This window comes from Streptomyces sp. 840.1, from assembly GCF_003751445.1.
Lineage (GTDB): Bacteria > Actinomycetota > Actinomycetes > Streptomycetales > Streptomycetaceae > Streptomyces.
In genome coordinates, this window is sequence record NZ_RJUU01000001.1 from 1,753,937 (window position 1) to 1,778,769 (window position 24,833).

The 24,833-nt window shown below is 71.5% G+C and carries 25 protein-coding genes; 15 read left to right on the plus strand and 10 right to left on the minus strand.

Annotated features, from left to right (window positions below; translation table 11 throughout):
- Positions 1–120: 120 nt before the first annotated feature.
- From EDD93_RS08150 to EDD93_RS08170, 5 genes are all read left to right on the plus strand, one after another.
- Entirely contained in the window at positions 121–1,035 is a 915-nt protein-coding gene (locus tag EDD93_RS08150; RefSeq protein WP_123524524.1) for an SIS domain-containing protein, read from the plus strand.
- Between the two features lie 112 nt (positions 1,036–1,147).
- Positions 1,148–2,080 carry an ROK family protein gene (locus tag EDD93_RS08155; RefSeq protein WP_123524525.1) on the plus strand — a complete coding sequence of 311 codons (933 nt, stop codon included), beginning with the start codon at positions 1,148–1,150 and terminating at the stop codon, positions 2,078–2,080.
- Complete coding sequence (nagA, locus tag EDD93_RS08160; RefSeq protein ID WP_123524526.1) at positions 2,080–3,240, plus strand: N-acetylglucosamine-6-phosphate deacetylase; 1,161 nt, start codon at positions 2,080–2,082, stop codon at positions 3,238–3,240. The genes EDD93_RS08155 and nagA overlap by 1 nt, the downstream gene beginning before the upstream one ends.
- A gap of 213 nt (positions 3,241–3,453) precedes the next feature.
- Positions 3,454–4,398: a 1-phosphofructokinase family hexose kinase gene (locus EDD93_RS08165; protein ID WP_123524527.1), complete on the plus strand. Its 945-nt coding sequence runs from the start codon at positions 3,454–3,456 to the stop codon at positions 4,396–4,398.
- A 55-nt stretch (positions 4,399–4,453) separates the two neighbouring features.
- Positions 4,454–5,305 carry a class II fructose-bisphosphate aldolase gene (locus tag EDD93_RS08170; RefSeq protein WP_123524528.1) on the plus strand — a complete coding sequence of 284 codons (852 nt, stop codon included), beginning with the start codon at positions 4,454–4,456 and terminating at the stop codon, positions 5,303–5,305.
- A 186-nt stretch (positions 5,306–5,491) separates the two neighbouring features.
- Here EDD93_RS08170 and EDD93_RS08175 read toward each other — a convergent pair whose 3' ends face one another.
- Both EDD93_RS08175 and cdgB read right to left on the minus strand, forming a co-directional pair.
- Positions 5,492–6,490 carry a CBM35 domain-containing protein gene (locus EDD93_RS08175; RefSeq protein WP_123524529.1) on the minus strand — a complete coding sequence of 333 codons (999 nt, stop codon included), beginning with the start codon at positions 6,488–6,490 and terminating at the stop codon, positions 5,492–5,494.
- Between the two features lie 152 nt (positions 6,491–6,642).
- The gene (cdgB, locus tag EDD93_RS08180) at positions 6,643–8,292 is read right to left on the minus strand and encodes a diguanylate cyclase CdgB (protein WP_123524530.1); all 1,650 of its coding nucleotides are present in this window, start codon (positions 8,290–8,292) and stop codon (positions 6,643–6,645) included.
- Positions 8,293–8,592: 300 nt separating this feature from the next.
- Between cdgB and EDD93_RS08185 the strand changes: the two genes are divergently transcribed.
- Entirely contained in the window at positions 8,593–9,099 is a 507-nt protein-coding gene (locus tag EDD93_RS08185) for a flavin reductase family protein (RefSeq protein WP_123524531.1), read from the plus strand.
- 64 nt (positions 9,100–9,163) lie between these two features.
- Here the strand turns inward: EDD93_RS08185 and arfB are convergent, their stop codons facing one another.
- Positions 9,164–9,598, minus strand: coding sequence for an alternative ribosome rescue aminoacyl-tRNA hydrolase ArfB (gene arfB, locus EDD93_RS08190; protein ID WP_123524532.1), 435 nt, complete (start codon positions 9,596–9,598; stop codon positions 9,164–9,166).
- A 184-nt stretch (positions 9,599–9,782) separates the two neighbouring features.
- On the opposite strand from arfB, the gene EDD93_RS08195 reads away from it, so the two are divergent.
- Together EDD93_RS08195 and EDD93_RS08200 are read left to right on the plus strand one after the other, a co-directional pair.
- Positions 9,783–10,358 carry a TerD family protein gene (locus tag EDD93_RS08195; RefSeq protein WP_123524533.1) on the plus strand — a complete coding sequence of 192 codons (576 nt, stop codon included), beginning with the start codon at positions 9,783–9,785 and terminating at the stop codon, positions 10,356–10,358.
- Between the two features lie 277 nt (positions 10,359–10,635).
- Positions 10,636–12,207, plus strand: coding sequence for a M4 family metallopeptidase (locus EDD93_RS08200; RefSeq protein WP_123524534.1), 1,572 nt, complete (start codon positions 10,636–10,638; stop codon positions 12,205–12,207).
- Between the two features lie 51 nt (positions 12,208–12,258).
- Here the strand turns inward: EDD93_RS08200 and EDD93_RS08205 are convergent, their stop codons facing one another.
- The 4 genes from EDD93_RS08205 to EDD93_RS08220 all read right to left on the minus strand — a co-directional run bounded on the left by EDD93_RS08205 (position 12,259) and on the right by EDD93_RS08220 (position 16,134).
- The gene (locus EDD93_RS08205) at positions 12,259–13,638 is read right to left on the minus strand and encodes a M1 family metallopeptidase (protein WP_398903102.1); all 1,380 of its coding nucleotides are present in this window, start codon (positions 13,636–13,638) and stop codon (positions 12,259–12,261) included.
- 133 nt (positions 13,639–13,771) lie between these two features.
- On the minus strand, positions 13,772–14,959 hold the full coding sequence (locus EDD93_RS08210) for a YncE family protein (protein ID WP_260255664.1): 1,188 nt from the start codon (positions 14,957–14,959) through the stop codon (positions 13,772–13,774).
- Positions 14,956–15,552, minus strand: a complete 597-nt coding sequence (locus EDD93_RS08215) for an ankyrin repeat domain-containing protein (protein WP_123524535.1) — start codon at positions 15,550–15,552, stop codon at positions 14,956–14,958. The genes EDD93_RS08210 and EDD93_RS08215 overlap by 4 nt, the downstream gene beginning before the upstream one ends.
- Positions 15,553–15,576: 24 nt before the next feature.
- Complete coding sequence (locus tag EDD93_RS08220; protein ID WP_123524536.1) at positions 15,577–16,134, minus strand: heme-binding protein; 558 nt, start codon at positions 16,132–16,134, stop codon at positions 15,577–15,579.
- 241 nt (positions 16,135–16,375) lie between these two features.
- On the opposite strand from EDD93_RS08220, the gene EDD93_RS08225 reads away from it, so the two are divergent.
- Entirely contained in the window at positions 16,376–17,626 is a 1,251-nt protein-coding gene (locus EDD93_RS08225) for a sensor histidine kinase (RefSeq protein WP_123524537.1), read from the plus strand.
- Complete coding sequence (locus tag EDD93_RS08230) at positions 17,623–18,285, plus strand: response regulator transcription factor (protein ID WP_123524538.1); 663 nt, start codon at positions 17,623–17,625, stop codon at positions 18,283–18,285. Before EDD93_RS08225 ends, EDD93_RS08230 begins: the two co-directional genes overlap by 4 nt.
- Positions 18,286–18,359: 74 nt before the next feature.
- On the opposite strand, the gene EDD93_RS08235 is transcribed toward EDD93_RS08230, so the two are convergent.
- Positions 18,360–19,181: a class I SAM-dependent methyltransferase gene (locus EDD93_RS08235; RefSeq protein ID WP_123524539.1), complete on the minus strand. Its 822-nt coding sequence runs from the start codon at positions 19,179–19,181 to the stop codon at positions 18,360–18,362.
- Positions 19,182–19,363: 182 nt separating this feature from the next.
- Between EDD93_RS08235 and EDD93_RS08240 the strand changes: the two genes are divergently transcribed.
- Positions 19,364–19,897, plus strand: a complete 534-nt coding sequence (locus tag EDD93_RS08240; protein WP_123524540.1) for an NUDIX hydrolase — start codon at positions 19,364–19,366, stop codon at positions 19,895–19,897.
- Here EDD93_RS08240 and EDD93_RS08245 read toward each other — a convergent pair.
- Entirely contained in the window at positions 19,875–21,221 is a 1,347-nt protein-coding gene (locus tag EDD93_RS08245; RefSeq protein ID WP_123524541.1) for a hypothetical protein, read from the minus strand. The genes EDD93_RS08240 and EDD93_RS08245 overlap by 23 nt on opposite strands.
- A 257-nt stretch (positions 21,222–21,478) precedes the next feature.
- Here EDD93_RS08245 and EDD93_RS08255 point away from each other — a divergent pair, with 257 nt between their 5' ends.
- A complete protein-coding gene (locus tag EDD93_RS08255) occupies positions 21,479–21,874 on the plus strand; it encodes a hypothetical protein (RefSeq protein WP_398903106.1) in 396 nt (131 codons plus the stop codon).
- Positions 21,875–21,966: 92 nt separating this feature from the next.
- On the opposite strand, the gene EDD93_RS08260 is transcribed toward EDD93_RS08255, so the two are convergent.
- Positions 21,967–22,860 (minus strand): hypothetical protein, encoded by an 894-nt coding sequence (locus tag EDD93_RS08260; RefSeq protein WP_123524543.1) that lies wholly within the window; start codon positions 22,858–22,860, stop codon positions 21,967–21,969.
- Positions 22,861–23,130: 270 nt separating this feature from the next.
- Here EDD93_RS08260 and EDD93_RS08265 point away from each other — a divergent pair, with 270 nt between their 5' ends.
- The 3 genes from EDD93_RS08265 (at position 23,131) to EDD93_RS08275 (ending at position 24,797) form a co-directional block, all read left to right on the plus strand.
- On the plus strand, positions 23,131–23,832 hold the full coding sequence (locus tag EDD93_RS08265; RefSeq protein ID WP_123524544.1) for a class I SAM-dependent methyltransferase: 702 nt from the start codon (positions 23,131–23,133) through the stop codon (positions 23,830–23,832).
- Between the two features lie 330 nt (positions 23,833–24,162).
- A complete protein-coding gene (locus tag EDD93_RS08270) occupies positions 24,163–24,420 on the plus strand; it encodes a hypothetical protein (protein WP_123527649.1) in 258 nt (85 codons plus the stop codon).
- 8 nt (positions 24,421–24,428) lie between these two features.
- Positions 24,429–24,797, plus strand: coding sequence for a hypothetical protein (locus EDD93_RS08275; protein ID WP_123527650.1), 369 nt, complete (start codon positions 24,429–24,431; stop codon positions 24,795–24,797).
- Positions 24,798–24,833: the final 36 nt, after the last annotated feature.

The window sequence follows — 24,833 nt, forward strand, 5'->3', positions numbered from 1 at the left end:
TGCACGGGACGCTGAGTCACTGCTAAGTAGGTCTCGGTCAACCAGGGCCCGGCACAAGGCCCTTACCCCCCTAATGGTCCAGACCTTTATACGCGCCCACGCCGCGAGGAGCCGTACCGCATGTCCCGTACCGCATCAGAAATTGCCACCCAGCCCAGCTGCTGGCGTCGTGCCGCCGAGGCGGGCGCGGTGGCCGAGGGGCTGCCGCGTCCGGGCGAGCGGGTCGCCGTCACCGGGTGCGGCACCTCGTGGTTCATGGCCATCGCCTACGCGGCGCTGCGCGAGGCGGCCGGGCAGGGCGAGACGGACGCGTACGCCTCCTCGGAGTTCCCGGCCGGGCGGTCCTACGACCGCGTCGTGGCGATCACCCGCTCCGGCACCACGAGCGAGGTGCTGGCGCTGCTGGCCGGGCTGCGCGGCAAGACACCCACCCTCGCGCTGACCGCCGACCCGGCGACCCCGGTCATGGACGCCGCCGACACCGTGGTGGTCCTGGACTGGGCCGACGAGGAGTCGGTCGTGCAGACCCGGTTCGCCACCACCGCGCTCGCCTTCCTGCGGGCCGGCCTCGAAGCGGCCGGCCCGCTCCCGGCCGGCGTGAAGACGGTGGCCGAGGCCGCCGTGGACGCGGAACTGGCGGTGACCGAGCCGCTGGACGAGGCGGTGGTCGCGGCCGAGCAGTGGACGTTCCTGGGGCGCGGCTGGACCTACGGCCTGGCGCAGGAGGCCGGGCTGAAGATGCGCGAGGCGGCGGGCGCCTGGACGGAGTCCTACCCCGCGATGGAGTACCGCCACGGACCGATCGCGATCACCGGGCCGAACCGGGTGGCCTGGGTGTTCGGCACCCTGCCGGAGGGGCTGGCGGGCGAGGTCACGGGGGTCGGCGGGACGCTCGTGGCCCGTACCGGCACCGACCCGATGGCCGACCTGATCCGGGCCCAGCGGCTCGCGGTGGCGCTCGCGGAGTCGAAGGGCTACGACCCGGACCACCCGCGCAATCTGTCGCGCAGCGTGATCCTGCCGGGCAACCCGTAGGGGCCGTGGGCCCCTGCCGCCGGCGGGCTGCGGGGCCGATTTTGTATGGATGCGCAACAAACAGCGATAGTGGACTAGACCTTTTGGGGTCCGTCGGGCGAAACTGTTTCCCGTGAAACACGTCATCGCCCTCGATGTGGGCGGCACCGGAATGAAGGCCGCACTGGTCGGGGCCGATGGCGCCCTGCTCTACGAGGCACGGCGCGCGACCGGCAGAGAGCGCGGCGCCGACGCCGTCGTGGAGTCGATCCTCACCTTCGCGGCGGATCTGCGCGCGTACGGCGAGGAGCACTTCGGCGAGAGCGCTCTCGCCGCCGGTGTCGCCGTGCCCGGCATCGTCGACGCCGACAACGGCATCGCGCTCTACGCGGCCAACCTGGGCTGGCGCGACGTCCCGCTGCGCCGGCTGCTCGGCGAGCGGCTCGGCGGCGTCCCCGTCGCCCTCGGCCACGACGTCAGGACCGGCGGACTCGCGGAGGGCCGGATCGGGGCGGGCCGGGGCGCCGACCGCTTCGTCTTCATCCCGCTCGGCACCGGGATCGCCGGGGCCATCGGCATCTCCGGCTCCATCGAGGCGGGCGCCCACGGCTCGGCGGGCGAGATCGGCCACATCGTGATCCGGCCGGACGGCCCGGACTGCCCCTGCGGCCAGCGCGGCTGCCTGGAGACACTGGCCTCCGCAGCCGCCGTCAGCCGGGCCTGGGCCGCCGCGTCCGGCGACCCGAAGGCCGACGCCGCGGACTGCGCCAAGGCCGTGGAGTCGGGCGACCCGGCGGCCCTGGCCGTCTGGCGCGACGCGGTCGACGCCCTCGCCGCCGGGCTGGTCACCGCGCTCACCCTGCTGGACCCGCGCACGCTCATCATCGGTGGCGGTCTCGCCGAGGCGGGGGAAACCTTGTTCACACCACTCCGTGCGGCCGTCGAGGAACGCGTCACGTTCCAGAAGCTGCCCCACATCGTCCCCGCAGCCCTCGGGGACACCGCCGGATGCCTGGGCGCAGGGCTGCTCGCCTGGGATCTTCTCTCCACGGAGGTATCCGCCTGATGGCCGGACGCGAAGACAGCACGGTTCTCGCAGGTGCCCGGGTGGTACTCCCCACCGGCACCGTCGAGAACGGCCGGGTGATCGTCGAGGGCACCCGCCTCGCCGGCAGTGCGGCGGACGACGCACCGAGCATCGACCTCTCCGGCCACTGGATCGTCCCCGGCTTCGTGGACATGCACAACCACGGCGGCGGCGGCGGTTCCTTCACCTCCGGCACCGTGGAGGACGTCCTGACCGGCGTCCGCACCCACCGCGAGCACGGCACCACCACCCTGGTCGCCTCCACCGTCACCGGCGAGATGGACTTCCTCGCCGAACGCGCCGGCATCCTCTCCGAGCTCGTCGAGCAGGGCGACCTGGCCGGCATCCACTTCGAGGGCCCGTTCATCTCGCCGTGCCGCAAGGGCGCCCACAGCGAGGACCTGCTGCGCCACCCGGACCCGGCCGAGGTCCGCAAGCTGATGGACGCGGCCCGGGGCACCGCGAAGATGTTCACGCTCGCCACCGAACTGCCCGGCGGCATCGAGTCCGTACGGCTGCTCGCCGAGCACGGCGTCATCGCCGCCATCGGGCACACCGACGCCACCTACGAGCAGACCGTCGAGGCCATCGACGCGGGCGCCACCGTCGCCACGCACCTCTTCAACGCGATGCCGCCCCTGGGCCACCGCGCGCCCGGCCCGATCGCCGCCCTCCTGGAGGACGAGCGGATCACGGTCGAGCTGATCAACGACGGCACGCACCTGCACCCGGCCGCCCTGCAACTGGCCTACCACCACGCGGGCGCCCACCGCGTCGCGCTGATCACCGACGCCATGGACGCGGCCGGCTTCGGCGACGGCCAGTACCAGCTGGGCCCGCTCGCCGTCGAGGTCAAGGACGGCGTCGCCCGGCTCGTGGAGGGCAACTCCATCGCCGGTTCCACACTCACCCTGGACACCGCCTTCCACCGGGCCGTGACCGTCGACCGCATCCCGGTCGCCGACGTGGTGCGGTCCATCTCCGCCAACCCGGCCCGGCTGCTCGGCGTGTACGACCGGGTCGGCTCGCTGGAGCCCGGCAAGGACGCCGACCTGGTGGTTCTGGACGCCGACTTCACGCTCAAGGGCGTCATGCGCAAGGGCGAGTGGGTCCGCCAGCCGGTGCCCGTGGCGGTGTGACGGCCACCGGCCCGAGTCACTGACCCGCCGGCGGACCGCGCCGGCAGGCCGGAAGCGGCGGGCCCGTGGTGCGGTACGTAACGAAGAGACGGCGGTTGTCCCCCGGGTCTGGGCCCGCCGCCGGCTCTTTGGCATGATCGTCCGCGAACCAACCAGGAACAGCGCATTCCGCAAAGGAAAGCGCGCGCAACACGTATCGAGGGGGCGGCCGAGGTGATCCTCACGGTCACGCTGAACACGGCACTCGACCTGACGTACGGCGTTCCCGCCCTCGTCCCGCACGCCAGCCACCGGGTCACCGATCTCTCCGAGCGCCCCGGCGGCAAGGGCATCAACGTCGCCCGGGTCCTCACCGCCCTCGGCCACGACAGCGTCGTCACCGGCTTCGCGGGCGGCGCCAACGGCTCCGTACTGCGCCGGCTCCTCGCGGACCTCCCGGCCGGCCGGGCCAAGCTCACCGACGCGCTCGTCCCGGTGGCCGGCGACACCCGCCGCACCCTGGCCGTCGTCGACGGGACCACCGGCGACACCACCCAGTTCAACGAGCCGGGCCCGCACGTCACCGCCACCGAGTGGACCGCCTTCCTGCGCAGTTACGAGGACCTGCTCACCGGCGCCGACGCGGTCGCCCTGTGCGGCAGCCTGCCCCCCGGCATCCACGTCGGCGCCTACGCCGAACTGATCCGGCCGGCCCGCGCCGCCGGCGTCCCGGTCCTCCTGGACACCAGCGGCGAACCGCTGCGCCGGGGCATCGCCGCGCGCCCCGACCTCATCAAGCCGAACGCCGACGAGCTCGCCCAGCTCACCGGCTCCCGCGAACCCACCCGCGCCACCCGCGACGCCCGCCGCCGCGGCGCGCACACGGTGATCGCCTCGCTGGGCCCGGAGGGCATGCTGGCCGTCACCCCCGACGGCAGCTGGCAGGCATCGCCGCCGGCCGCCGTCAGGGGCAACCCGACCGGAGCCGGCGACTCAGCGGTGGCCGGGCTGCTGTCCTCCCTCGTCGAGGGCCTGAGCTGGCCGGACCGGCTGCGACGGGCGGTGGCACTGTCGACGGCGACCGTGCTGGCCCCCACAGCGGGTGACTTCGACCGCGCGGCCTACGAGGAGCTGCTGCCGCGCGTCGCCATCGAGGAACACGCAGACGGAGCGGCCTGAGCGCCGCGCCCCCACCGGGCCCCCGCCGGGTCCGAGGAAACAACAGAGGTCAGCAATGCCGCTCGTCAGTACCGGTGAACTCGTCTCCGCCGCACAGGCCCAGGGACGCGGGATCGCCGCCTTCAACGTCATCACGCTGGAGCACGCGGAGGCCATCGCCACCGGTGCCGAGCGGGCCGGCGCCCCCGCCATCCTCCAGATCTCCGAGAACGCCGTGAAGTTCCACGGCGGCCGGCTCTCCGCCATCGCGGCCGCCGCCGCGGCCGTCGCCCGCACCTCCACCGCCCCGCTCGCCCTCCACCTCGACCACGTCGAGTCCGTGGAGCTGCTGCACCAGGCGCACGACGAGGGCTTCGGCTCGGTCATGTTCGACGCCTCCAAGCTCAGCTACGAGGAGAACGTCCGGACCACCGCCGAGGCCGTCGCCTGGGGCCACGAGCGCGGGATCTGGATCGAGGCCGAGCTCGGCAAGGTCGGCGGCAAGGAGGGCGAGGCCCCGCTCGACGCCCACGCCCCCGGCGTCCGCACCGACCCGGCCGAGGCCGCCGCGTACGTCGCCGCGACCGGCGTGGACGCGCTCGCCGTCGCCGTCGGCTCCTCGCACGCCATGACCGAGCGCACCGCAGCCCTGGACCACGCCCTGATCGGCCGGCTGCGCGACGCCGTCCCCGTACCGCTGGTCCTGCACGGCTCCAGCGGCGTCCCGGACGACGAGATCCGCCAGGCCGTCGCCGCCTCCGGCATGGTCAAGATCAACGTCGGTACGGCCCTGAACACCGCGTTCACCGGCGCCGTCCGCGCCCACCTGGCCGAGAACACCACGGGCGTCGACCCGCGCAAGTACATCGCCCCGGGCCGCGAGGCGATGGCCGCGACGGTGGCGGGTTTCCTGGCGCTGATGGGCTGACGGCGCGGCGCGGCCACGGTGGCGGACCTCCAGGGATCGAAGTCCACGGATAGTCGGCCTCACCGCCTCGCCGGCACCGGCACCGCGGGCCAGGACAGCAGGGTCGTGTCCGGGTGAGAAATACGACTGTGGCCCCTCCCGGGTTCGGACACCGGGAGAGGCCACAGACAGTTCGTCCGCGAGGGGCTAGCCCTTCTCGGGGGTGACTTCCAGCCAGTCCAGGATCACGTCGCACTGGTTGCCGTCCTGGCACGAAATGCTGATCTCGTTCTCACCCTTGACCAGGTCGACGGGCGCCCAGGTCGTCTGCCAGTTCTTCTCCCAGTTCGGGTCGGAGGAACCGACGAAGTCCTTGAGCCCGATCGGCTGCGAGTTCGGCTTCCCGTTAACCGTCAGCGTCGCGTTGGCGTCCTTGGCGGGGATCGCGTAACGCACCGTCAGGCGGTACGAACCGGCGTTCTCCATCGCCGCCTGCCACGTCACGGAGGACCCGACCGTGTTGAACCCGGAGACATAGGAACCGTCCGGGCCCTCGGCGCCCTTGACGCTCTTCTCCACGGCCGCCGTACCGCCGAGCTTCAGCGAGGCCGCGTCCTGCTTCGGGAGCTCGGGGGGCGCCTCGGAGGTCTCGGACTGCTGCGGCTTCGGCGACTCCTCGACCTCACCGGCCGCGCCGGAGGAGGCGGACGCCGTGTCGTCGTTCTTCTTGTTCTTGTCCCCGTCGCCCGTCATCAGGGCGGCGGCGATGCCGATGAGCACGACCGCGACGACCGCGACGGCGCCGATCAGCAGGCCCTTGGTGTTGGGGCCGCCCTTGCCGGGGCCGCCGCCGTTGCCACGGCCGCCCTGGTGCGGGACCTGGGTGGTGGGGGCACCGGGGTACGTCTCCGGCGCCGCGTACTGCGCGTTCGGCTGACCGTACTGGCCCTGCTGCTGGCCGTACTGCGCCTGCTGCGGCGGGTAGCCGTAGGCCCCCTGCTGCGGCACCTGCTGGCCGTACTGGCGCTCACCGACGGTGCGCACCTGGTTGTACGAGGTACGCGGCACACCGGGCTGCGCGGCGGGACCCGGGTAGCCGTAGCCTCCCTGACCCGGCGGCTGTGCGCCGGCCGCCCGCCCGTCCTCGTAGAGGTAGCCGAACGGGTCGTCGTCCTCGGGTGTACTCGCGCCGTTGTTCCCGGCCATCCCTGGGTCACTCCTCACCATGTCGTCGGCCCTCGCCGTATACCGTCAGCCCACGCCGACCGGCCGAGCCTACCCCGAACGGACCAGCCCAAGAATTGCCGGAGGCGCCGCGGGAACCTGGGTGGGGTAAGCGCGCGACGGCCCGGCGAACCTCAGCCGGCCCTGCGGTGAACCTTCGACCGGGACCGCTTCTCGATGTACATCCGCTGGTCGGCGGAGCGCAGCACCTCTTCGGCGGTCATGCCGCAGGCGGCCCAGCCGATGCCGAAACTCGCCCCGACGCGCACCGCCCGCCCGTCGACCCGAATGGGCGGAATGATGGCGTTACGCAGGCGTACGGCCAGGTCCGCGGCGTCCGCCGAGCCCAGTCCGTCCGCGAGCACGACGAATTCGTCACCCCCGAGCCGGGCGACGGTGTCGCCGTCGCGGACACAGGTGGTGAGCCGGCGGGCGACCTCGATGAGGACCGCGTCACCCGTGTGGTGGCCGAAGCGGTCGTTGATCGACTTGAAGCCGTCCAGGTCGCAGAAGAGGACAGCGAGCCCCTTCGAGCCGTCGTCCTTCCCGGTGTCGGGTGCGACGGAATGCACATGGTGGTCGTACGGGCCGACGCCCGCCCCGGCGTCGAACCCGTCGACGGGGAAGCCGTGCACCCGGGCCTCGTCCACGTCCCCGTAGGCCGCGTCCAGCACCTGCACGTCCGTGGACGCCATCGCGTGCGGGCGCTCGCAGAGCCGGGCGCTGAGCCGGGAGCGCAGCTCGGCGCTGTTGGGCAGGCCGGTGAGGGCGTCGTGGGAGGCGCGGTGCGCGAGGTTCAGCTCGTGGCGCTTGCGCTCCTCTATGTCCTCGACGTGCGTGAGCAGGAAGCGCGGCCCGTCCGCGGTGTCCGCGACGACGGAGTTGCGCAGCGAGACCCAGAGGTAGGTGCCGTCCCGGCGGCCCAGCCGCAGCTCGGCCCGGCCGCCCTCGGCGGAGGTGCGGAGCAGGGTGCCGATGTCCTCGGGGTGGACCAGGTCCGCGAAGGAGTAGCGGCGCAGCACGGAGGCGGGGCGGCCGAGCAGCCGGCACAGGGCGTCGTTGGTGCGCAGCAGCCGGCCGTGCTGGTCGCCGCCCATCTCCGCGATGGCCATGCCGCTGGGGGCGTACTCGAAGGCCTGGCGGAAGGATTCCTCGCTGGCCCGCAGCGCCTGCTGTTCCCGCTCCAGGCGGACCAGGGCGCGCTGCATGTTGGCCCGGAGCCGGGCGTTGCTGATGGCGATGGCCGACTGGGAGGCGTACATCTGGAGGGCCTCGCGGCCCCAGGCGCCGGGGTGGCGGCCGTTGCGGGGGCGGTCGACGGATATGACGCCCAGCAGGTCGGAGCCGCCGCCGGAGGCGTACATCGGGGCGTAGAGCCGGTCCTGCGGGTGCCACTCGTCCTCGAAACGGGGCTCGGGGCCCTCGGTGTGCCACTGCGGGACGTCGTCGTCGAGGAGGACCCAGCCGTCGGTGTGCGGTATGAAGCGGAGCTCGTCCCATATCTCGCCCATGGCCAGCCGGCGCTCCCAGGAGGTGCGGGAGCCGACGCGGCCGGTGATCAGGGCCTCGGCGGCGCTGTTCCCGGCGAAGGCGGCGACGACGAGGTCGCCGTCGGGACGGACGAGATTGACGCAGGCCAGCTCGTAGCCGAGACCAGCGACGATTCCGTCGGCCACGGTCTGCAGCGTGTCGGCCAGGCTCCGCGCCGTGTTGAGATCGGCCACGGCCTGGTGCAGCTGCCGCATCGTCGCAAGACGGACGTACGGCTCCGACTCGGCCTCCATCGCTCGCACTCCCCGAGACCTCGACAGCACTCCAGGTTTCATATCGGCGTACTTGACGTACTTACTGCAGTGTCACGGCCACTGAATCACAGTGAGCTGTGCACCCGGTACACAGGGTCAACAAATATCGCGCTCTGTGAGACAAGTCACAACAGATAGTAAAGGACTCCATGGCGGTCCTAGGACCTGGCTGGTCCCCTGGCCCGATGCGCCGGCGCCCCGCGCACGACTAGCGTGCCCGGTGTGTTGCAGACGAAGCCCCCCACCCCGCGTTCCCGGCCCGTCCCCCATGCTGAGGGGGTGAGCAACGACGAGTTCCGTGGTGCCCTCGCCCGACTGGCCGCCGGCGTGGTGCTGGTCACCGCGCAGGAGCCGCCGCTCGACGAGCACGGGCGCGGCGAGGACGTCGGCATGACCGCGACCGCGTTCATGTCGGTCTCGCTGGATCCGCCGCTGGTCATGGTGAGCCTGCGCAACGACTCACGGATGGACGACCTGCTGGCCGAGCAGCCGCTGTGGGCCGTCTCGGTCCTGTCGGAGAGCCAGCGGCACATCGCCGGACGGTTCGCCATGAAGGGCCGGATCAGCGACCGGCTGCTGTTCGAGGACATCCCGCACGTACGCGGGGAGATCAGCGGGGCACCGCTGGCCGGCGGCGCGCTCGCCACGCTGGAGTGCCGCACGGAGCAGCGCGTCGTGGCGGGTGACCACACGCTGGTGATCGGGCGGGTGCTCGCTGCGCAGCTGCCGACCCAGGAAGGCGGCCCGCTGACGTACTTCCGCGGGCGCTACCGGCAGCTGGGCTGACCGCCTCCGCCGGCGGACGGCCGGTTCACCGGTCGCGGCCGGTGCTCACGGCGCCGCGGCCCGTTCACCAGTCGCGGCCGGAGCGGCCGCGCTTGGTGTCGCCGCGCTGCTTCTTCTCGCGCAGCCTGCGCTCGTTGATGCCGCGCGGGATCTTGCGCTTGCGGCGCGGCTTGGGGGGCGGCGCCGTGGCCTCGGCCAGCAGGGCGGTGAGCCGTACGGCGGCCGTCTCGCGGTTGCGCCACTGCGAGCGGTGCTCCGATGACCGTACCGACACGACCCCGTTGACCAGCCGGCTCTCCAGCCGCTCCAGGGCGCGCTCCTTCCACACCTCGGGCAGCGACTCGGTCGCCGCGAGGTCGAAGCGGAGCTCCACCTGGGAGTCGGTGGTGTTGACGTGCTGCCCGCCTGGCCCCGAGGACCGCGAGAAACGCCACATGAGCTCGGCCTCCGGCAGGGAGACCGCACCGCGGATGACATAGGGCCCGGACATGACACCCATGTTCCCTGGCCCACCGGGTGTTCGTCACCTTCTTTAAGGGCTGCCCCGTAGCCGCACCCGGCGCCGGTTCGGTAAAGAAAGCAAAGGCGGAAGGAACCTCCTGGTCCCTTGTCTGCGTTATGAGGTGTGACGGTAGCTTCGTGACGACACGAAGCCCGCACATGACAGATGAAAGGGACTTCCCATGGCAGTAAGCCTGTCCAAGGGCGGCAACGTCTCCCTCACCAAGGAGGCCCCCGGCCTCACCGCCGTCACGGTCGGCCTCGGCTGGGACGTCCGGACCACCACCGGCACCGACTTCGACCTCGACGCCTCCGCGATCGCGGTCAACGCGGCCGGCAAGGTCTTCTCCGACGGCCACTTCGTCTTCTTCAACAACAAGGCGACGCCGGACCAGACCATCGTGCACACCGGTGACAACGTCACGGGTGCGGGCGAGGGCGACGACGAGCAGATCACCGTCAACCTGGCAGGTCTGCCGGCGGACATCGACAAGATCGTCTTCCCGGTGTCGATCTACGACGCCGAGACCCGCAGCCAGAACTTCGGCCAGGTCCGCAACGCCTACATCCGCATCCTCAACCAGGCCGGCGGCGCCGAGATCGCCCGCTACGACCTGAGCGAGGACGCCGCCACCGAGACCGCCATGGTCTTCGGCGAGCTGTACCGCAACGGCGCCGAGTGGAAGTTCCGTGCCGTCGGCCAGGGCTACGCCTCCGGCCTGCGCGGCATCGCCTCGGACTTCGGCGTCACTCTCTGACGCTCCGTCCCACCGCTTCACGGGAGCCCCCGGCCGAACGTCCTGCGGCCGGGGGCTCCCGCGCGTCCGCATACCACTGACCTTCCCCAATGGGGCGCACGACACGCAGTGTTGCTCAACTGACGGAAGTCCGCCGGATAGCGGACACGGACGTACCCCAGTCGGACAAGAACTGGTCAAAGAAATGTGAGGTAATTGTTAGTACACCGTCAATGTCGGTCATTCGGTGGCACGCTCTCCGCTCGTAACCCCCCACGGAACGAGCAACGGAGAACCCATGACCCCCCACATGAACACCCGTCGCGCCGCAGCCCTGGCCGCCGTGGCCGCGATGGTCGTCGTCGGAGTGCAGACCGGTACAGCGAACGCCCGGCCGGCCGCCCCCGACAACGGCTCCTCCGCCTCATCCCCCGCCTTCAGCAGCGCCATGGCGCGCACCACCGCCATCAAGTCGGCGCAGACCGACGCCTCTTCGACCGCCGCCACGCTGAAGCTCGGCGCCAAGGAGAAGCTGATCGCCCGTGACGTGATCAAGGACGCCAAGGGCACCGTCCACACCCGCTACGAGCGCACCTACGCCGGACTGCCCGTCATCGGCGGCGACCTCGTCACCCACACCGCGAGCAACGGCAAGCTCAAGAGCGTCACCCGGGCGACCGACGCCAAGATATCCGTGCCGTCCACGACGGCGAAGATCAAGACGGTGGCCGGTGCCCGCAAGGTGATCTGGGCGGGCGGCTCCAAGCCCGTCCTCGCGCTGGAGTCGGTCAAGACCGGGGTCCAGAAGGACGGCACCCCGAGCCGCAAGCGCGTCCTCACCGACGCCATCACCGGCAAGGTCCTGCACAGCTACGAGGAGATCGAGACCGCCGGCGTCGGCAACAGCCAGTACAGCGGCAAGGTGGACCTGTCCACCACCGCCTCCGGTTCCGGATTCGAGCTGACCGACGGCGACCGCGGCGGCCACAAGACGTACGACCTGAACCAGGGCGAGAGCGGCACCGGCGACCTGGTCACCGACGACGACAACACGTGGGGCGACGGCACCGGCAACGACCGCCAGACCGCCGCGGTCGACGCCCACTACGGCGCCGCCGAGACCTGGGACTTCTACAAGGACGTCCTCGGCCGCGACGGCATCGCGGGCGACGGCAAGGCCGCGTACTCCCGGGTCCACTACGGCGACGCGTACGTCAACGCGTTCTGGGACGACAGCTGCTTCTGCATGACGTACGGCGACGGCGCCGACAACAAGAGCGCCCTCACCGGACTCGACGTCGCCGGGCACGAGATGAGCCACGGTCTGACCTCGTCGACCGCCAACCTCGACTACGTCGGTGAGTCCGGCGGCCTCAACGAGGCGACAAGCGACATCTTCGGCACCTCGGTGGAGTTCTTCTCCGACAACGCCACCGACGTCGGCGACTACCTCATCGGCGAGAAGATCGACATCAACGGCGACGGCACCCCGCTGCGCTACATGGACCAGCCGAGCAAGGACGGCGGCTCGGCCGACTACTGGGACAGCAGCGTCGGTGACCTGGACGTGCACTACTCGTCCGGTGTCGCCAACCACTTCTTCTACCTGCTGGCCGAGGGCAGCGGCGCGAAGACCATCAACGGCGTCGACTACGACTCCCCGACCTCCGACGGCTCCACCGTCACCGGCATCGGCCGGGACAAGGCCATCCAGATCTGGTACAAGGCCCTCTCCGAGTACATGACCTCCTCCACCGACTACGCGGCCGCCCGCACCGCGACCGAGAAGGCCGCCACCGACCTCTACGGCGCGGACAGCGCCGAGCTGAAGGCCGTCGACGCCGCCTGGACCGGCGTCAACGTCAAGTGACAACCGCCACATTGCTCACGTAACAACCGTCACGTTGCTCCAGGGAGCCGGTCAGCCGTCCGCGGCGGGCCGGCTCCCGCCGTACAGCCAGTCCTTCCACAGCTCCGTCAGATCCAGGCCGGTCGCCTTCTCCACGTACGCGGTGAAGTCGGCCGTCGTGGCGTTGCCGTGCCGGCGGGCCTTCGTCCAGCCCGCCAGGAGCGCGAAGAACCGCTCGTCGTCGTCCACCGCCTCACGGACCTTGTGGATCACCATGGCTCCCCGCCCGTACACCGGCGGATCCGAGATATTGGACGCGGACGGCGGATCGGCGGGCGGGAAGGCCCAGTTGTCGTCGTCCGCGTAGGCCTCGTCGAACGACTCCTGGGCCGGGGTGTCCTCCTTCTCCTCCTCCCACAGCCACTCCGCGTAGGTCGCCAGACCCTCGTTGAGCCACATGTCGCGCCAGCTCGCGGGCGTGACCGAGTCCCCGAACCACTGGTGCGCCATCTCGTGGACGAGCAGCCCGACGCTCGGCGGCCCGGGGAAGAACGGCCGGTTCTGCGTCTCCAGCGCGTACCCGGCGTCCCCCTTGCGCTCGACGATCGCGCCGGTGGCGGAGAACGGGTACGGGCCGAAGTGCGCCGCCTCCCACTTCACGACCTCGGGGACCCGTGCCAGCGTCGCCGCGCTCGCCCCGGCCGACTCCGGGTCCACGGCGGTGAACACCGTGATACCGCCCGCCATCGTCGACGTCTTCGTCTCGAACCGGCCGACGGCCAGGGTCGCGAGATAGCTCGCCATCGGTTCGGCGGTGTGCCAGCGGTAGGTGGTACGGCCCTCCGCCGTGGCGGGGCGGCCGGTGAGCACGCCGTTGGAGACCGCCGTCAGCCCCTCGGGCACGGTGACCGACAGGTCGTACGTGGCCTTGTCGCTCGGGTGGTTGTTGCCCGGGAACCAGGCCATCGAGCCGGTCGGCTCCCCCAGCGCCACCGCTCCGTCGGCGGTCGGCAGCCACCCCTCCTCGGAGTCGTCCGGGTCGGTGATGGTCTTCGGGGTGCCGGAGTAGTGCACGACCGTACGGAAGGTACGGCCCCGGCGCAGCCGGTCCTGGACCTCGATGTCCGGACGCAGCGTCAGCTCGTCGGCCGCCCGGCTGACAGCGGCGGGGCGCCCCTCGACCGAGGCCGACTCCACCTTCAGCCCGGCCAGGTCGAGGTTGAACGAGCTGAGGTCCTGGGTGGCCCGCGCGGTGATCCGGGCCGTACCGCTCAGCGTCTTGGCGTCCTTGCCGACATCGAGCGTGAGGTCGTAGTGCGTGACGTCGTAGCCGCCGTTGCCGAGCCTGGGGAAGTACGGGTCGCGCACCCCGGCGGCGCCCGGCTTTCCCCGCACCCCGCTGGCGCCCGCGGTGCAGGCCGGGGCGAGAACCGCCAGGGCGAGGAGCAGCACGGCGATCCTGGCCGTGCGGGGTGCGTGAGCGGCACGGGGCGTGCGCGCCGGGCGGGGTGCGTGTGCAGCACGTGCCGTACGGGGCGTGCGTGCCGGGGCGGCTTGATCCAGATCCAGATCCACGCCGATGATCCTATGTGCGGAATGTCGGAGTAGGGGGATGCCCGGACCGTGCCGTCTGCCGGAGCCGGTCCGGAGCCCGGTCTCGGAGCACCGCGATCCCCAGCGGCCGGTTCCCCGCCGCCAGCCGGACCGGCGGCGTGTCACCGGCCAGGTCGACGACGGTGATCCCGTTCCAGTACCCGTCCCGCGTGAAGCCCCCGGTGACGTAGGCCGTGCGGCCGTCACCGGACACCGCCACGTCCTCGTGCGGACCGTCCAGGGGCACGACGCGTTCGGTGCCGTCGGGGGCACGGACGGTCAGCGACGCGTCCTCGTCGTCGGAGGCGATCGGTCCGGTGCCGACGACGAGCAGCGTGCCGTCCGGGGTCAGCGCCGTGCCGTGCTGGTGGGTGTCGGCCGTCATCCGCTCGACGGCGACCTTCCCGGTGTGCGGGTCGAGGACCGCCAGCCGCTCGCCCTCGAACGGCAGCAGCAGCTTGCCGTCACCGGGGCGGACGGCCGCGTAGTGCGGTTTCAGCCAGGAGCCGAGACCGCCCTCGGTGCCGTACGGGGCGACCTCCATACGGCGGGTGCGCAGCGTGTCCGTGCGGACCGCCGTCACGTCGAAGGAGTCGTGTCCGGTGGCATAGGCCTCCGTACCGTCGCGCGAGACGTCCACGTCGAAGGGGCGGCGGCCCACCGGCGCGGTGCCGGTGACCTCGCGGGCGCCGGTGTCGATGACCTCCAGCACCCCGTTCGCACCGGGCACGTTGACGCCCACGTAGACGTGCCGCCCGTCGGGCGCCAGGGCGATGCCCATGCCGCCGCCCCGGTACTCACCCCTCGTCGCGGGACCGGTCGCCGTCCGGTACGCGATGCGGGCCGTGCGGGTGCGGGTCCTCGTGTCGACGACCGCGACGCCCTCGGCCGTGGCCACCCAGGCCCGGCCGTCCGCTCCGACGGCCAGCCCGTACGGGGCGGTGCCGACCTCGACCCGGTCGAACGCGCCGCGCTCCGGATCCACGAACGTCACCGTGTCCCCGCCGAAGTCGGCGACGAGCAGCGTGCCGTCGGGGGTGGTGCCGGTCGTGTTGGTCGGGGCCTTCGCGGCTGGGGTCGCGGCGGGCGACGGGTCCGCCTTCCCGCAGCCCGCGAGCACCGCCACCGCCGCGAGGGCCACCACCAAGTGCCGGGCTCTCACCGCGTGCCGGGCTCTCACCGGGTGTCCCGCAGCAGCGCCGCGATCTCCGCGAAACCCCGGCGCTCGGCGTGCTCCAGTGCCGTGACCCCGTCGGCGTCCGGCAGCCCCGGCGTCGCACCCGCGGCCAGCAGCAGCTCGACGATCTCCCGGTGCGCCCGGCCCCCGTCACCGAGGATCACGGCCTCCAGCAGGGCCGTCCAGCCGAGGCGGTTGACGTGGTCGACGTCGATGCCGGTGGTCCGGAGCAGCTCCCGTACGTAGCCGACATGGCCCCGCTCGCTCGCCGGGATCAGGGCGATCCCACCGAACCGGTTGCGCAGCTTCAGGTCGGGCCCGGCCGGCAGCAGCACGCGCAGCATCGGGACGCTGCCGGTGACGCCCGTGGCCAGCCACGGGCTCTCCTCGCGGCGGTCCTGGGCGTCGGGGTCGGCGCCCGCCGCGACGAGCAGCCGGGCCACCTCGACGTGCTCCCCGTGAACGGCGAGCAGCAGCGGGGTGCGCAGCTCCTCGTCGCGGACGTCCACCCGGGCGCCGCCCTCGATCGCGGTCCGCACCCGGTCGGCGTCGCCGGTGCGTGCGGCGTCGAGCAGCTGGTGATCGAGGGCGTTCATGTGTCTCTCCTGTGTCCGGTCCCGCTACTTGGTGAGCGCGGCGGCGCCGGCCTGCGCGAACTTCTCGTCGAGGTCGCCGCTCGGCGCCCCCGCCACTCCGATGCCCGCCACCGGAGCACCCTTGACCTGCACCGGGGCGCCGCCCGCGAGGAACAGGGTGCCAGGGATGTCCTTCAGGTTCGGGGTCTGGGCCAGCCGCTTGGCCAGCTCGGAGGTGGGCGCGTTCCAGGACACCGCGGTGTACGCCTTCTTCTCGGCCGACTCGTACGCCTGCGGGCCCGCGCCGTCGCCGCGCAGGGTGACGATGGTGTTGCCGTTGCGGTCGACGACGGAGACGGAGACGCGCTGGTGCTCCTTCTCCGCCGCGTCCAGGGCCGCCTGGGCCGCCTTCGACGCGGCGTCCACGGTCAGGTGCGTGGACTGCTGGAGGTTCCGGTTCGCGGTGTCGGCCTTGACGGCGGCGGCGGGCGCGGCGGCCGGGGCGGAGGCGTTCGCGGACACGGCGCCGAGGGTGCCGGCCCCGAGGGCGGCGGCGGCGACGGCACCGGTCAGGACGCGGGTGCGCAGCGACATCTTCTTCATGGTGGGGCTCCTCTGGAGTGGCCGTGGGTGTTCCTGTGGTCTGTCGGTCTGTGTTCCATCCTTGGGCCGGTCCCGGGGCCGTACGGTCGGCGTACCGGCTGGAGACCGCACGCGGTACGGCTGACGGCCCCATCGGCCGATCGGTTGATGCGGACCGGGTCCTTCGGGGTGACGATGGAATGTCCGCGCAGGTCAGCGGCGGTGAGCGGAACGGGGCACGGCCCGCAGAAGGGGGTACGAGGTGGAGCAGCGAAGCCGGTCGGCGCGGGACACCCGCCGGGCCGACGACGGCGGCACGCGCGCCCTCTCCCTGCTCATGCACGCCGCGTTCTTCCTGCTCCTGGGCGCCTCGCTGACCCGGTTCCTGCTGCGCCACCCCGGCGAGGCGCGCACCCCGTGGATCATCGGTCTGTCCGTCGCGCTGGCCGTCCTGTACGTGATCGGGCCGGTGCTCGGCTCCCGCCCGACCCCGCGCAGCCTGCTCTGGCTGGGGGTGCTGGTCGCCGTGTGGATGGTGCTGGTCGTCCTCGCGCCGAGCTTCGCGTGGTGCGCGGTGCCGCTCTTCTACACCGGGCTGCGGATCCTGCCGCCACGGGCCGCGCTCGCCCTGGTCGCGCTGCTCACCCTGTTCGTCGTCGCCGCGCAGCTCCGGCTGGCCGACGGATTCGACCCGAACCTGATCCTCGCCCCGCCCGCCGTCGCGGCCGTCGCGACAGCCGTGTTCGTCCACATGCAGCGCCAGGCCGTCACGCAGAACGAGCTGATCGACGACCTGCTGCGCACCCGCCGCGAGCTGGCCGCCACCGAACGGCGCGAGGGCACCCTCGCGGAGCGCCAGCGGCTCTCCATGGAGATCCACGACACCCTCGCCCAGGGCCTGTCCAGCCAGCAGATGCTGCTCCAGGCCGCCGACCGCACCTGGGACACCGACCCGGCGACCGCCCGCCGCCACATCCGGACCGCCACCGGCATCGCGGAACGCAACCTCGCCGAGGCCCGCCGCTTCGTCCACGACCTGGCCCCCGCCGACCTGGCCGAGGGCGGCGGCCTGGACGCGGCGCTGCACGCGCTCGCCGCCCGCGAGACGGCGCAGGCGCACGGCCGGCTGACCGTCCGCTGCCACGTCGAGGGCGCACCCGCAGACGCGCTGCCCGGCCGGGTGCAGTCCGCGCTGCTGCGGATCGCCCAGGGCGCCCTGGCCAACGTGACCGAGCACGCGGACGCCACCGAGGCCGCCCTGACCCTCACCCACCTCGACGACCGGACCGTCCTCGACATCGCGGACAACGGCCACGGCTTCACACCCGCCACCGGCACCGGGGCTGCGCGCGGGGTGCGCGGACACGGGCTGCCCGCGATGCGCGCCCGGCTGCGTCAGCTCGGCGGCACCCTGACCATCGAGTCCGCGCCGGGCGAAGGCACCGCGGTGACGGCCACCGTCCCCCTCACCACCGGGCCCGCCGCCCCCTCAGACCCCCAGGACCCCGCATGACCGCCACCCACTCGCCCGTCCCCCCGCCCTCCCCCGCACCTGTCCGCATCCTGCTCTGCGACGACCACGCCGTCGTCCGCGCCGGACTCCTCGCCCTCCTCGGCAGCGAACCCGACATCGAGGTCGTGGGCGAGGCGGGCAGCGGCGAGGAGGCGGTGGCCCTGACCGCCAGGCTCACCCCCGACGTCGTCCTGATGGACCTCCAGCTCGGCGCGGGCATCGACGGCGTAGAGGCGACCCGCCGGATCGTGGCCGCCGCAGTCGGCGCCCACGTCCTCGTCCTCACCACGTACGACACGGACGCGGACATCACCCGCGCCATCGAGGCGGGCGCCACCGGCTACCTGCTGAAGGCCGAACGCCCCGAAGAACTCTTCGCCGCGATCCGCTCCGCCGCCCAGGGCCGCACCACCCTCTCGCCGCCCGTCGCCAGCCGCGTCATGGCCCGCATGCGCAAGCCGCTGCCCACCCTCACCGACCGCGAACGCGACATCCTCGGCCAGCTCTCCCGGGGCCTGGGCAACCGCGACATCGCCCGCGCCCTGTTCATCAGCGAGGCCACCGTCAAGACCCACCTGGGCCGCATCTACGACAAGCTCGGCGTCGACACCCGCGCCGGAGCGGTCGCCGTGGCCAAGGAGCAGCGGCTGCTGCCGTGAGGGCTGAGGGCATGCAGTTACCCATCAGCCTTGGGGCGCGCGCATAGCGGCACACCGGCATTCATGCGTGGGTTCTACCGCCGCGCTGCCTGGCATACGAGCATGCCGCCCAGGCAAGTGACACGGAATGCGCCCTCTGCCTGAATGGTCTCGTTGACCCGCTCCCGCGCGCGCTCGATCGTCTCCCGGAACGGAACGCCCATCTTGTCGGCCCAGGCTTCGTACGAGGCCAAGTGCGCGACGACCGGTTCGGCGTCGGTCACCTCGATCACCCCGGGAAGGGGGATCGTGCGGATCTCGCCGAAGACCGTGCCGAGGATCGCTGGCGCGTCCTCCAGGGTGAAGCGGGCGGACAACTGCACTCGGGCCGGGCCCTCTTGGATTCCAAGCACATCGCCTGCGGCCTGGCGCCAAAGGTGCTCCAGTTCCTGCTTGTCGGTCTGACTGTTCGTGGAGACGATCGCGATGCCGCCGGGTGTCAGTACGCGGCCCAGCTCCCGTATGGCCTGGGCCTGGTCCTCGACGTGATACAGCATGTGCAGCGCAAGAACCGCGCCGAGGACTCCATCCACGATGGGCAGTTGTTGGACGTCCGCGACGACGGCTCCCGAAATGGCGCCGAGGATGCCGTGAGAGACGTCCATGGGCAGCACGTTCAGGTCGGGACGGTCCTCCCGTAGCCGGGCGACGAACTTCCCATTACCGCAACCCACATCCGCGACCGCACCGCGTATGCCGGTCAGCTCGTTCACGACGATGCCCGGAAGGTCGTGGCTCGGGGTCTGCCACTGGTAGAGGGACTGGCGCGCGGCCAAGTGCTGACCCGTGCCGTACGCCTTGATGGAGAGAAGGCTGCGGTCGGTGACCAAATGATCATGCGAGGGCTGGGCGGTCATCGGGGCTCCGTAGGATTGCTGGCGAAAGCGGGCCGGACGGTGACCTCGTGGATGTGCGCGCGGAGATCGACTGCCGGCTGCGCCCCGGCCCATCTCGTCACCCTGACACGAATTGCTCTGATGCTCGGGATCGGCCCGGGACATTCTGCGATGCTTGAGGCCGATCGAGAGGGGCCGCAGCGATGCAGTGGAAGATCCACGGGGAACGTCCGATCTACGAGAACCAGTGGGTCAACCTGTGGTTGACCGATGTAGAGCAGCCGGACGGGCGCCGGTGGGAGTACCACGTCGTCAAGCTTCGGCACCTGGCAGTGGCCGCCGTGGTCAACGAGCGTCAGGAGATCCTGATGATGTGGCGGCACCGCTTCATCACGGACTCGTGGGCCTGGGAACTGCCGATGGGTCTCGTCGAGGACGGGGAGAGCCCCGCCGACGCCGCCGCGCGCGAGGTGCTTGAGGAGACCGGCTGGCGGCCCGGTCCGATCAAACCGCTGATCTACGCCGAACCGGCCAACGGCATCACCGACTCCCAGCACCACGTCTTCCGGGCCGACGGGGCGACCTGCGAGGGACCGCCGACCGAGAAGAACGAGTCGGACCGGATCGAGTGGATCCCACTGGCCGACGTACGGGCCATGATCGACCGACGCGAGATCGTCAGCAGCGGCTCCCTCGTCGGATTGCTCTACGTCCTCATGGACGAGGCCATCCGCTGACCTGGCGGGGCAGCACCTCCCGGAGCCGGGACTCGAACGCTACCGCGGCCGGTTCACGGCTGAAGGGCTCCAACTGCTCGCAGAACTCCCGCAGGTGGGCAGCGACTCGTTGCGAGCTGACGGCCGCCGCCGGGGCGAGGGCGTGCATGGCCGTGTGGCACGCCTCGTCGAGTTTGCCGCGCTGGAGCTGGGCGCGGGCGAGCCAGAAGGCGTGGAATGCACGGCCTCGGTGGTTCGATGCGTGTTCCCGGCGGAGGGCGTCCGCGATGAGGGGTTCGGCGAGGGCGGCTTCGCCCAGGCGGCCGTGCGCGATGCCGGTGTCCACGATCAGCTTCGGCTCGTCGAAGTAGGCGACCCAGGCCGGGTCCGGATCACCGGTGCTGATCCGTCCGAAGTGGGTGTGGGCTTCCGAGATCGCGGTGTGGGTCGCACCTTGGTTGTCGAGCGTGGCGTGGGCGAAGGCTTCGCGCATCGCGAGCATGGCCAGCACGCGCGGTGTCGTCCCCACGGCGGATCGGGCCTGGTCCTGGGCGGCCGTGACGAGTGCGAGGGCGTCGCCGGGCTTGTCCTGGTAGGTGGCCTGAAGACTCATGCAGGCGAGGACGTTGGCCATGAACTGGCGGTCGTCAATGGCCTTGGCCAGGCCGAGGGATTCGGTGAAGTAGGCGCGTGCCTGGTTGTACTGGCGGGCGTCGAAGTAGGTCCATCCGGTGAGCCGGGCCAGTTCGGCCGCGATGCTGTGCAGGCCGTCCCGTAGAGGGGCCGGACGCTGCTCCTTGAGGAGGTCGACGACGTAGCGGAGCTGGCCGACGACGGCCGGCCGTAAGGTCTCTCCGCCGTGCTCGTCGTCCCGGCGCCAGTAGTCCGCGATCGACGAATGCAGCGCGTCCAGCGTCGAGGCACTGAGATCCCGCTCGGCCGCCAGGGCGAGGATGCTGTCAACGTCCGCCCCCGGTAGTCCGGCTGCCAGTGGTTCGACGGCTGAGGTCGGCACCTCGGCCGGCTCGCGAGGCGTGACCGTCAGACTGGGCGGCGTCTCCCAAGAGCGTCGGGCAAGGCCGAGCATGTGTCCGGGGATGCACAGTCCGTCCGAGATCCGTTCGATCACGTCCATGTGCAGCAGCTGCCGCCGTCCGGCGATCACCTCGCCCACGCGGCTCGGGGTCAGGTCGCAGCGACGCGCGACCATCGACGGATAGATGCCTGCTCGTGCCTTGACCAGCTGAAAGACGCGGCCGAAGTCCCTGGCCCGGCATGCCTCGATCATCACTGGGTCCGTGAGCAGCCTGACCGGGAGTTCCTTGGAGCGGGGTGGCTCGGACATCGGGCACGCTCCGGCATGAGAACTACGGATTGCTGCACTTGGTCAACCGAGGGTGATGTTACCCAGGCTGGGTAATCCGCTTGGCCTTTCTGGCCGGGCCCGTAGCCCGCGATGCTCCTGACCATGGCGAACGGACAGGACGACGTACGGATGACGTTGAGGGTCTCCCGCGATTGCGGCCAGACGTGGGGGCCTCTCGCGGAGGTGCGCGTGGGCGAGGATCCGGTGGTCCCGGAGGACCCGGGCCGCTACCCGCCGTGCCTCTGCCCACGGTGCTCGAAGCAGGAGTGGCACGCCGTCTCTTCCTTCCGGATGGTGTCGTGATGCGGTGCGCGCACTGGCGCCGGGTGCCCCTCGACCTGGCACGGGAGGCACGGGAGAAGTCGGCCGCCTCGTACGTCGACAGGGCGGTGCAGTGCCAGTTGTGCGCGCACGACAAGGGCGAGCACTTCGGCCTCCTCACCGACGACGGTGCGTACGGGACCGCGCTGTGGCTCCGCTGGTACGGAGCGGACGGGGCGGAACTTGTCGTGCTGCCGGACTGCCCGGTGGCCGCCCCGGGGCCCGACGGTGAGGGCTGCTGTCTGTTCGCCGACCACGCCGAGCAGCACACCTGGGAGAACGCCCTGGAACAGGTCTCGTACACCAGCTGATCGCCAGTCCGTACAAGACCGACGGCCCCCGCTGCGGTGGCAGCGGCACACCCCCTCTCCCCTCACAGAACCGTGCTCAAGGCCGTCCGGCGTCAGTGGCGTCCCCGCTCGGCGCGGGGTACGAGTCCGGCGCGGACGGCGCTCATCCGTGCCCGTACGCCGTGTTCGGGTACGGCGCCCGCAGGGCCGTTGCGGGCGGGGTCCGGCTTGCCGCGGCAGTTTCCGCAGAGGCCGCCGGGCATGGCTGTCGCGTTGCCGGGTGCGCGGCATTCGGCGCATTCCAGGGTTCGCAGGACGACCCGTGGGGCGGGGGAGGCTGCGCGTACGGGTGGGAGTTTGTCCAGCAGGCGTCGGCGGACGAGGGCTGCGGCGTGGTGGATGCGGGGTGGGAGGCCCTCGGTCAGGGCGTGCAGGATTTCCGGTTCGGTGGCTCCGCGTTCGAACCATTCGCTGACCTGTGGTTCGAGCGTCACGCAGTCGGCCTGGGACAGGCTCAGTGCGGGCTTCTCGCGTCCGAGGGCGGCGAGGAAAATGAACGACCTTGAGCGGGTGGGGCGTTGGGTGGCGTGTTCCGGGGGTGCGTCGCCCCGGGTGAAGGCGTCCCACCACTCGTCGCCGCGTGCGGTGCGGGAGAAGAAGGTGCGTGTGACCCAGATCAGCACTTCCTCGGTGGCGACGCATTCGCTGCCCCTGCGCAGATGACCGGCTTCCTGGAGCCGGTTCAGGGTGGTCCGCAGGGCGCACTGGCCGTACGGAAGCGTCTTGGCCAGGGTCTTCACGGAGATGTCCGCGCCGTCGCACAGTCCGTCGATGTACGCGGCGACGGCGGCGTCACGCGGGAGGAGGTGGGCGAAATCCGTGGCGGTGCGGGGGCGTTGGCCCGGTGCGGAGCGCTTGCCGTACCCGGGATTGGCCATCGGGTGGTCAAGCGTGGGCGGCGGTACGGGCGCGGGGGAAGGGGCAGCATTAAGCTGGCTGGCAGCCATCAGATCGGGCCTAACGATCGAAGTGGTCAGGCCCTCGTCAGGTGTTTCTGCACCGACGGGGGCCGTCTCGTCCCGGCTGACGCTAGAGCGCGACTACCCTCCGTGGCAAGTCGATCGCGAAAAGTCAACCCTCAAGGCAGGGAGGGCGGGTGGGTGTTCAATCCCTCCACCCATTCCGCTGAAAGAGCGCCCGGATCTCGACGCTTGAGCCCCGGTCGTGAGCTGCGAAAAGGGCGCGCCTGGCCGCCTGCGCGCGAGAACGGAAGCGAAGTGTCCGACACCCGTAGTGCCGCCTGGGATCAGTACGCGCAGACCAAGCCCCAGAGGCGCCCGATGAACGCCCGTGGCGAGTCCACATGGTTCAACTGGACGCAGTACGCCGACCACGGCCCCGGAGCCGAAGTGCTTGGCCTGAAACCGGGTGAGGCCGCGCTCGACCTCGGCTGTGGTGCGGGCGGGAACGCGGCCCATCTTGCCCGGCTCGGCATGCGGGTCGTGGGCATCGACCTCTCCCCCAAGCAGCTCGCGAAGGCACGGGACCGGTGGCCCGATGCTGACGGGATGGAACTGCGCCAGGGCGACGCACTCACCTGCCTGGGAGAGGCCCGTACGGTCTTCGACGCGATCTACAGCGTCTTCGGGGCGGGCTGGTTCTCGGACCCCGGCCTGCTGCTGCCGATCATTCACGCGAACCTCAAGCCCGGTGGCGTGTTCGCCATGTCCCAGCGGCCCCCGGTCGAGGGGTGCTACGGCTGCCAGGCGTCGTACATCCCTCGCGGGCCCGACGAAGACCCCGCTGTCGTCAAGCGGTGGGACTACGAACCGGATGTCTGGGTGCTGATCCTCAAGAAATACGGATACGTGGACGTGTCCGCCTCCGTCATCGCACCGCCCCCGGGAACCCGCCGCACGGGCACGCTGTTCGTGCGGGGCGTCCGGGGAGGGAGCAACGCATGCTGCCGTGAGGACTGAGGGCCGTCGGGTGTCACCGGTGTCCGCGCTCGGCGCAGGGTGCCAGTCCCGCGCGGACGGCGCTCATCCTGGCCCGTACGCCTTGCTGGTGCCCTTGCGGGCGGCGAGGGCGCGCAGGTACGACTCCGCGCCCTGGAGCAGGCCGGATCAGGCAGGCCGGATCACGCAGGCCGGATCACCGGATCAGGGGTGGAGGGTCACCAGAGCGCGGGGGGTTCCGCGGTTCAACCCTGAAACCTGCACACTCACCGCGAAATACCGATCCGCTCAGCAGACCTGCGGGATACGGGTACGTACCCGTACCCTTGGGGGATGGGAAGGAGCACGATGATGTCCGATGCCAATGTCCGTATCCCCGAGGAAGCCAAGGACCGGCTCGCCTCGATCGCAGCTGCGGAGGGGCTGTCGTTGCGCGCATATCTGGCGCGCCTGGCCGAGACACTGCTGACGCCGGCCGAGCGGGCCGAGCGGGCCGAGAAGACCCGGGCAATGCTGAGGGAGTGGACCGGCTACGCCCCGACCGCTGCCGAGCAGGACGACCTGGACAGTGAGCTGGACCGTCGCCTGGCGCAGGCGACCGCCCGGTGAGCGATGCCATGCACATCGTTCTGGACGACACGGCGATGGCCGCGGCAGGGCAGGGCAACGTTCTGGCGTCGCGGCTAATCCACCGGGCCCACGCCGAACCGGGTTGGTTCCTGTACGTACCGGCTTGCGCGCTCGTGGAAGCCGACCGGGCCCGGCCCGGCACGGCAGAACACCTGGCGTCCCTGCCCGGTGTCACCGTCCTGGACCTGGACCTGGCCGCCGCGCTGGCCCTCGCGCAGCAGGAGACCTGGGCCGCGGCTCACAGCCAGTACGCGGCGCAGCCCACCGCGGACCGTCCCGACGGGGCGATCATCGCGACCACCGCGCCCGAGCGGTGGGCGGGGGAGCCTGTCCGCGTTCTGGACCTCACACCCTGAGCCCACCACGATGCCGGGAAGCCGCCCGCCGGCCGC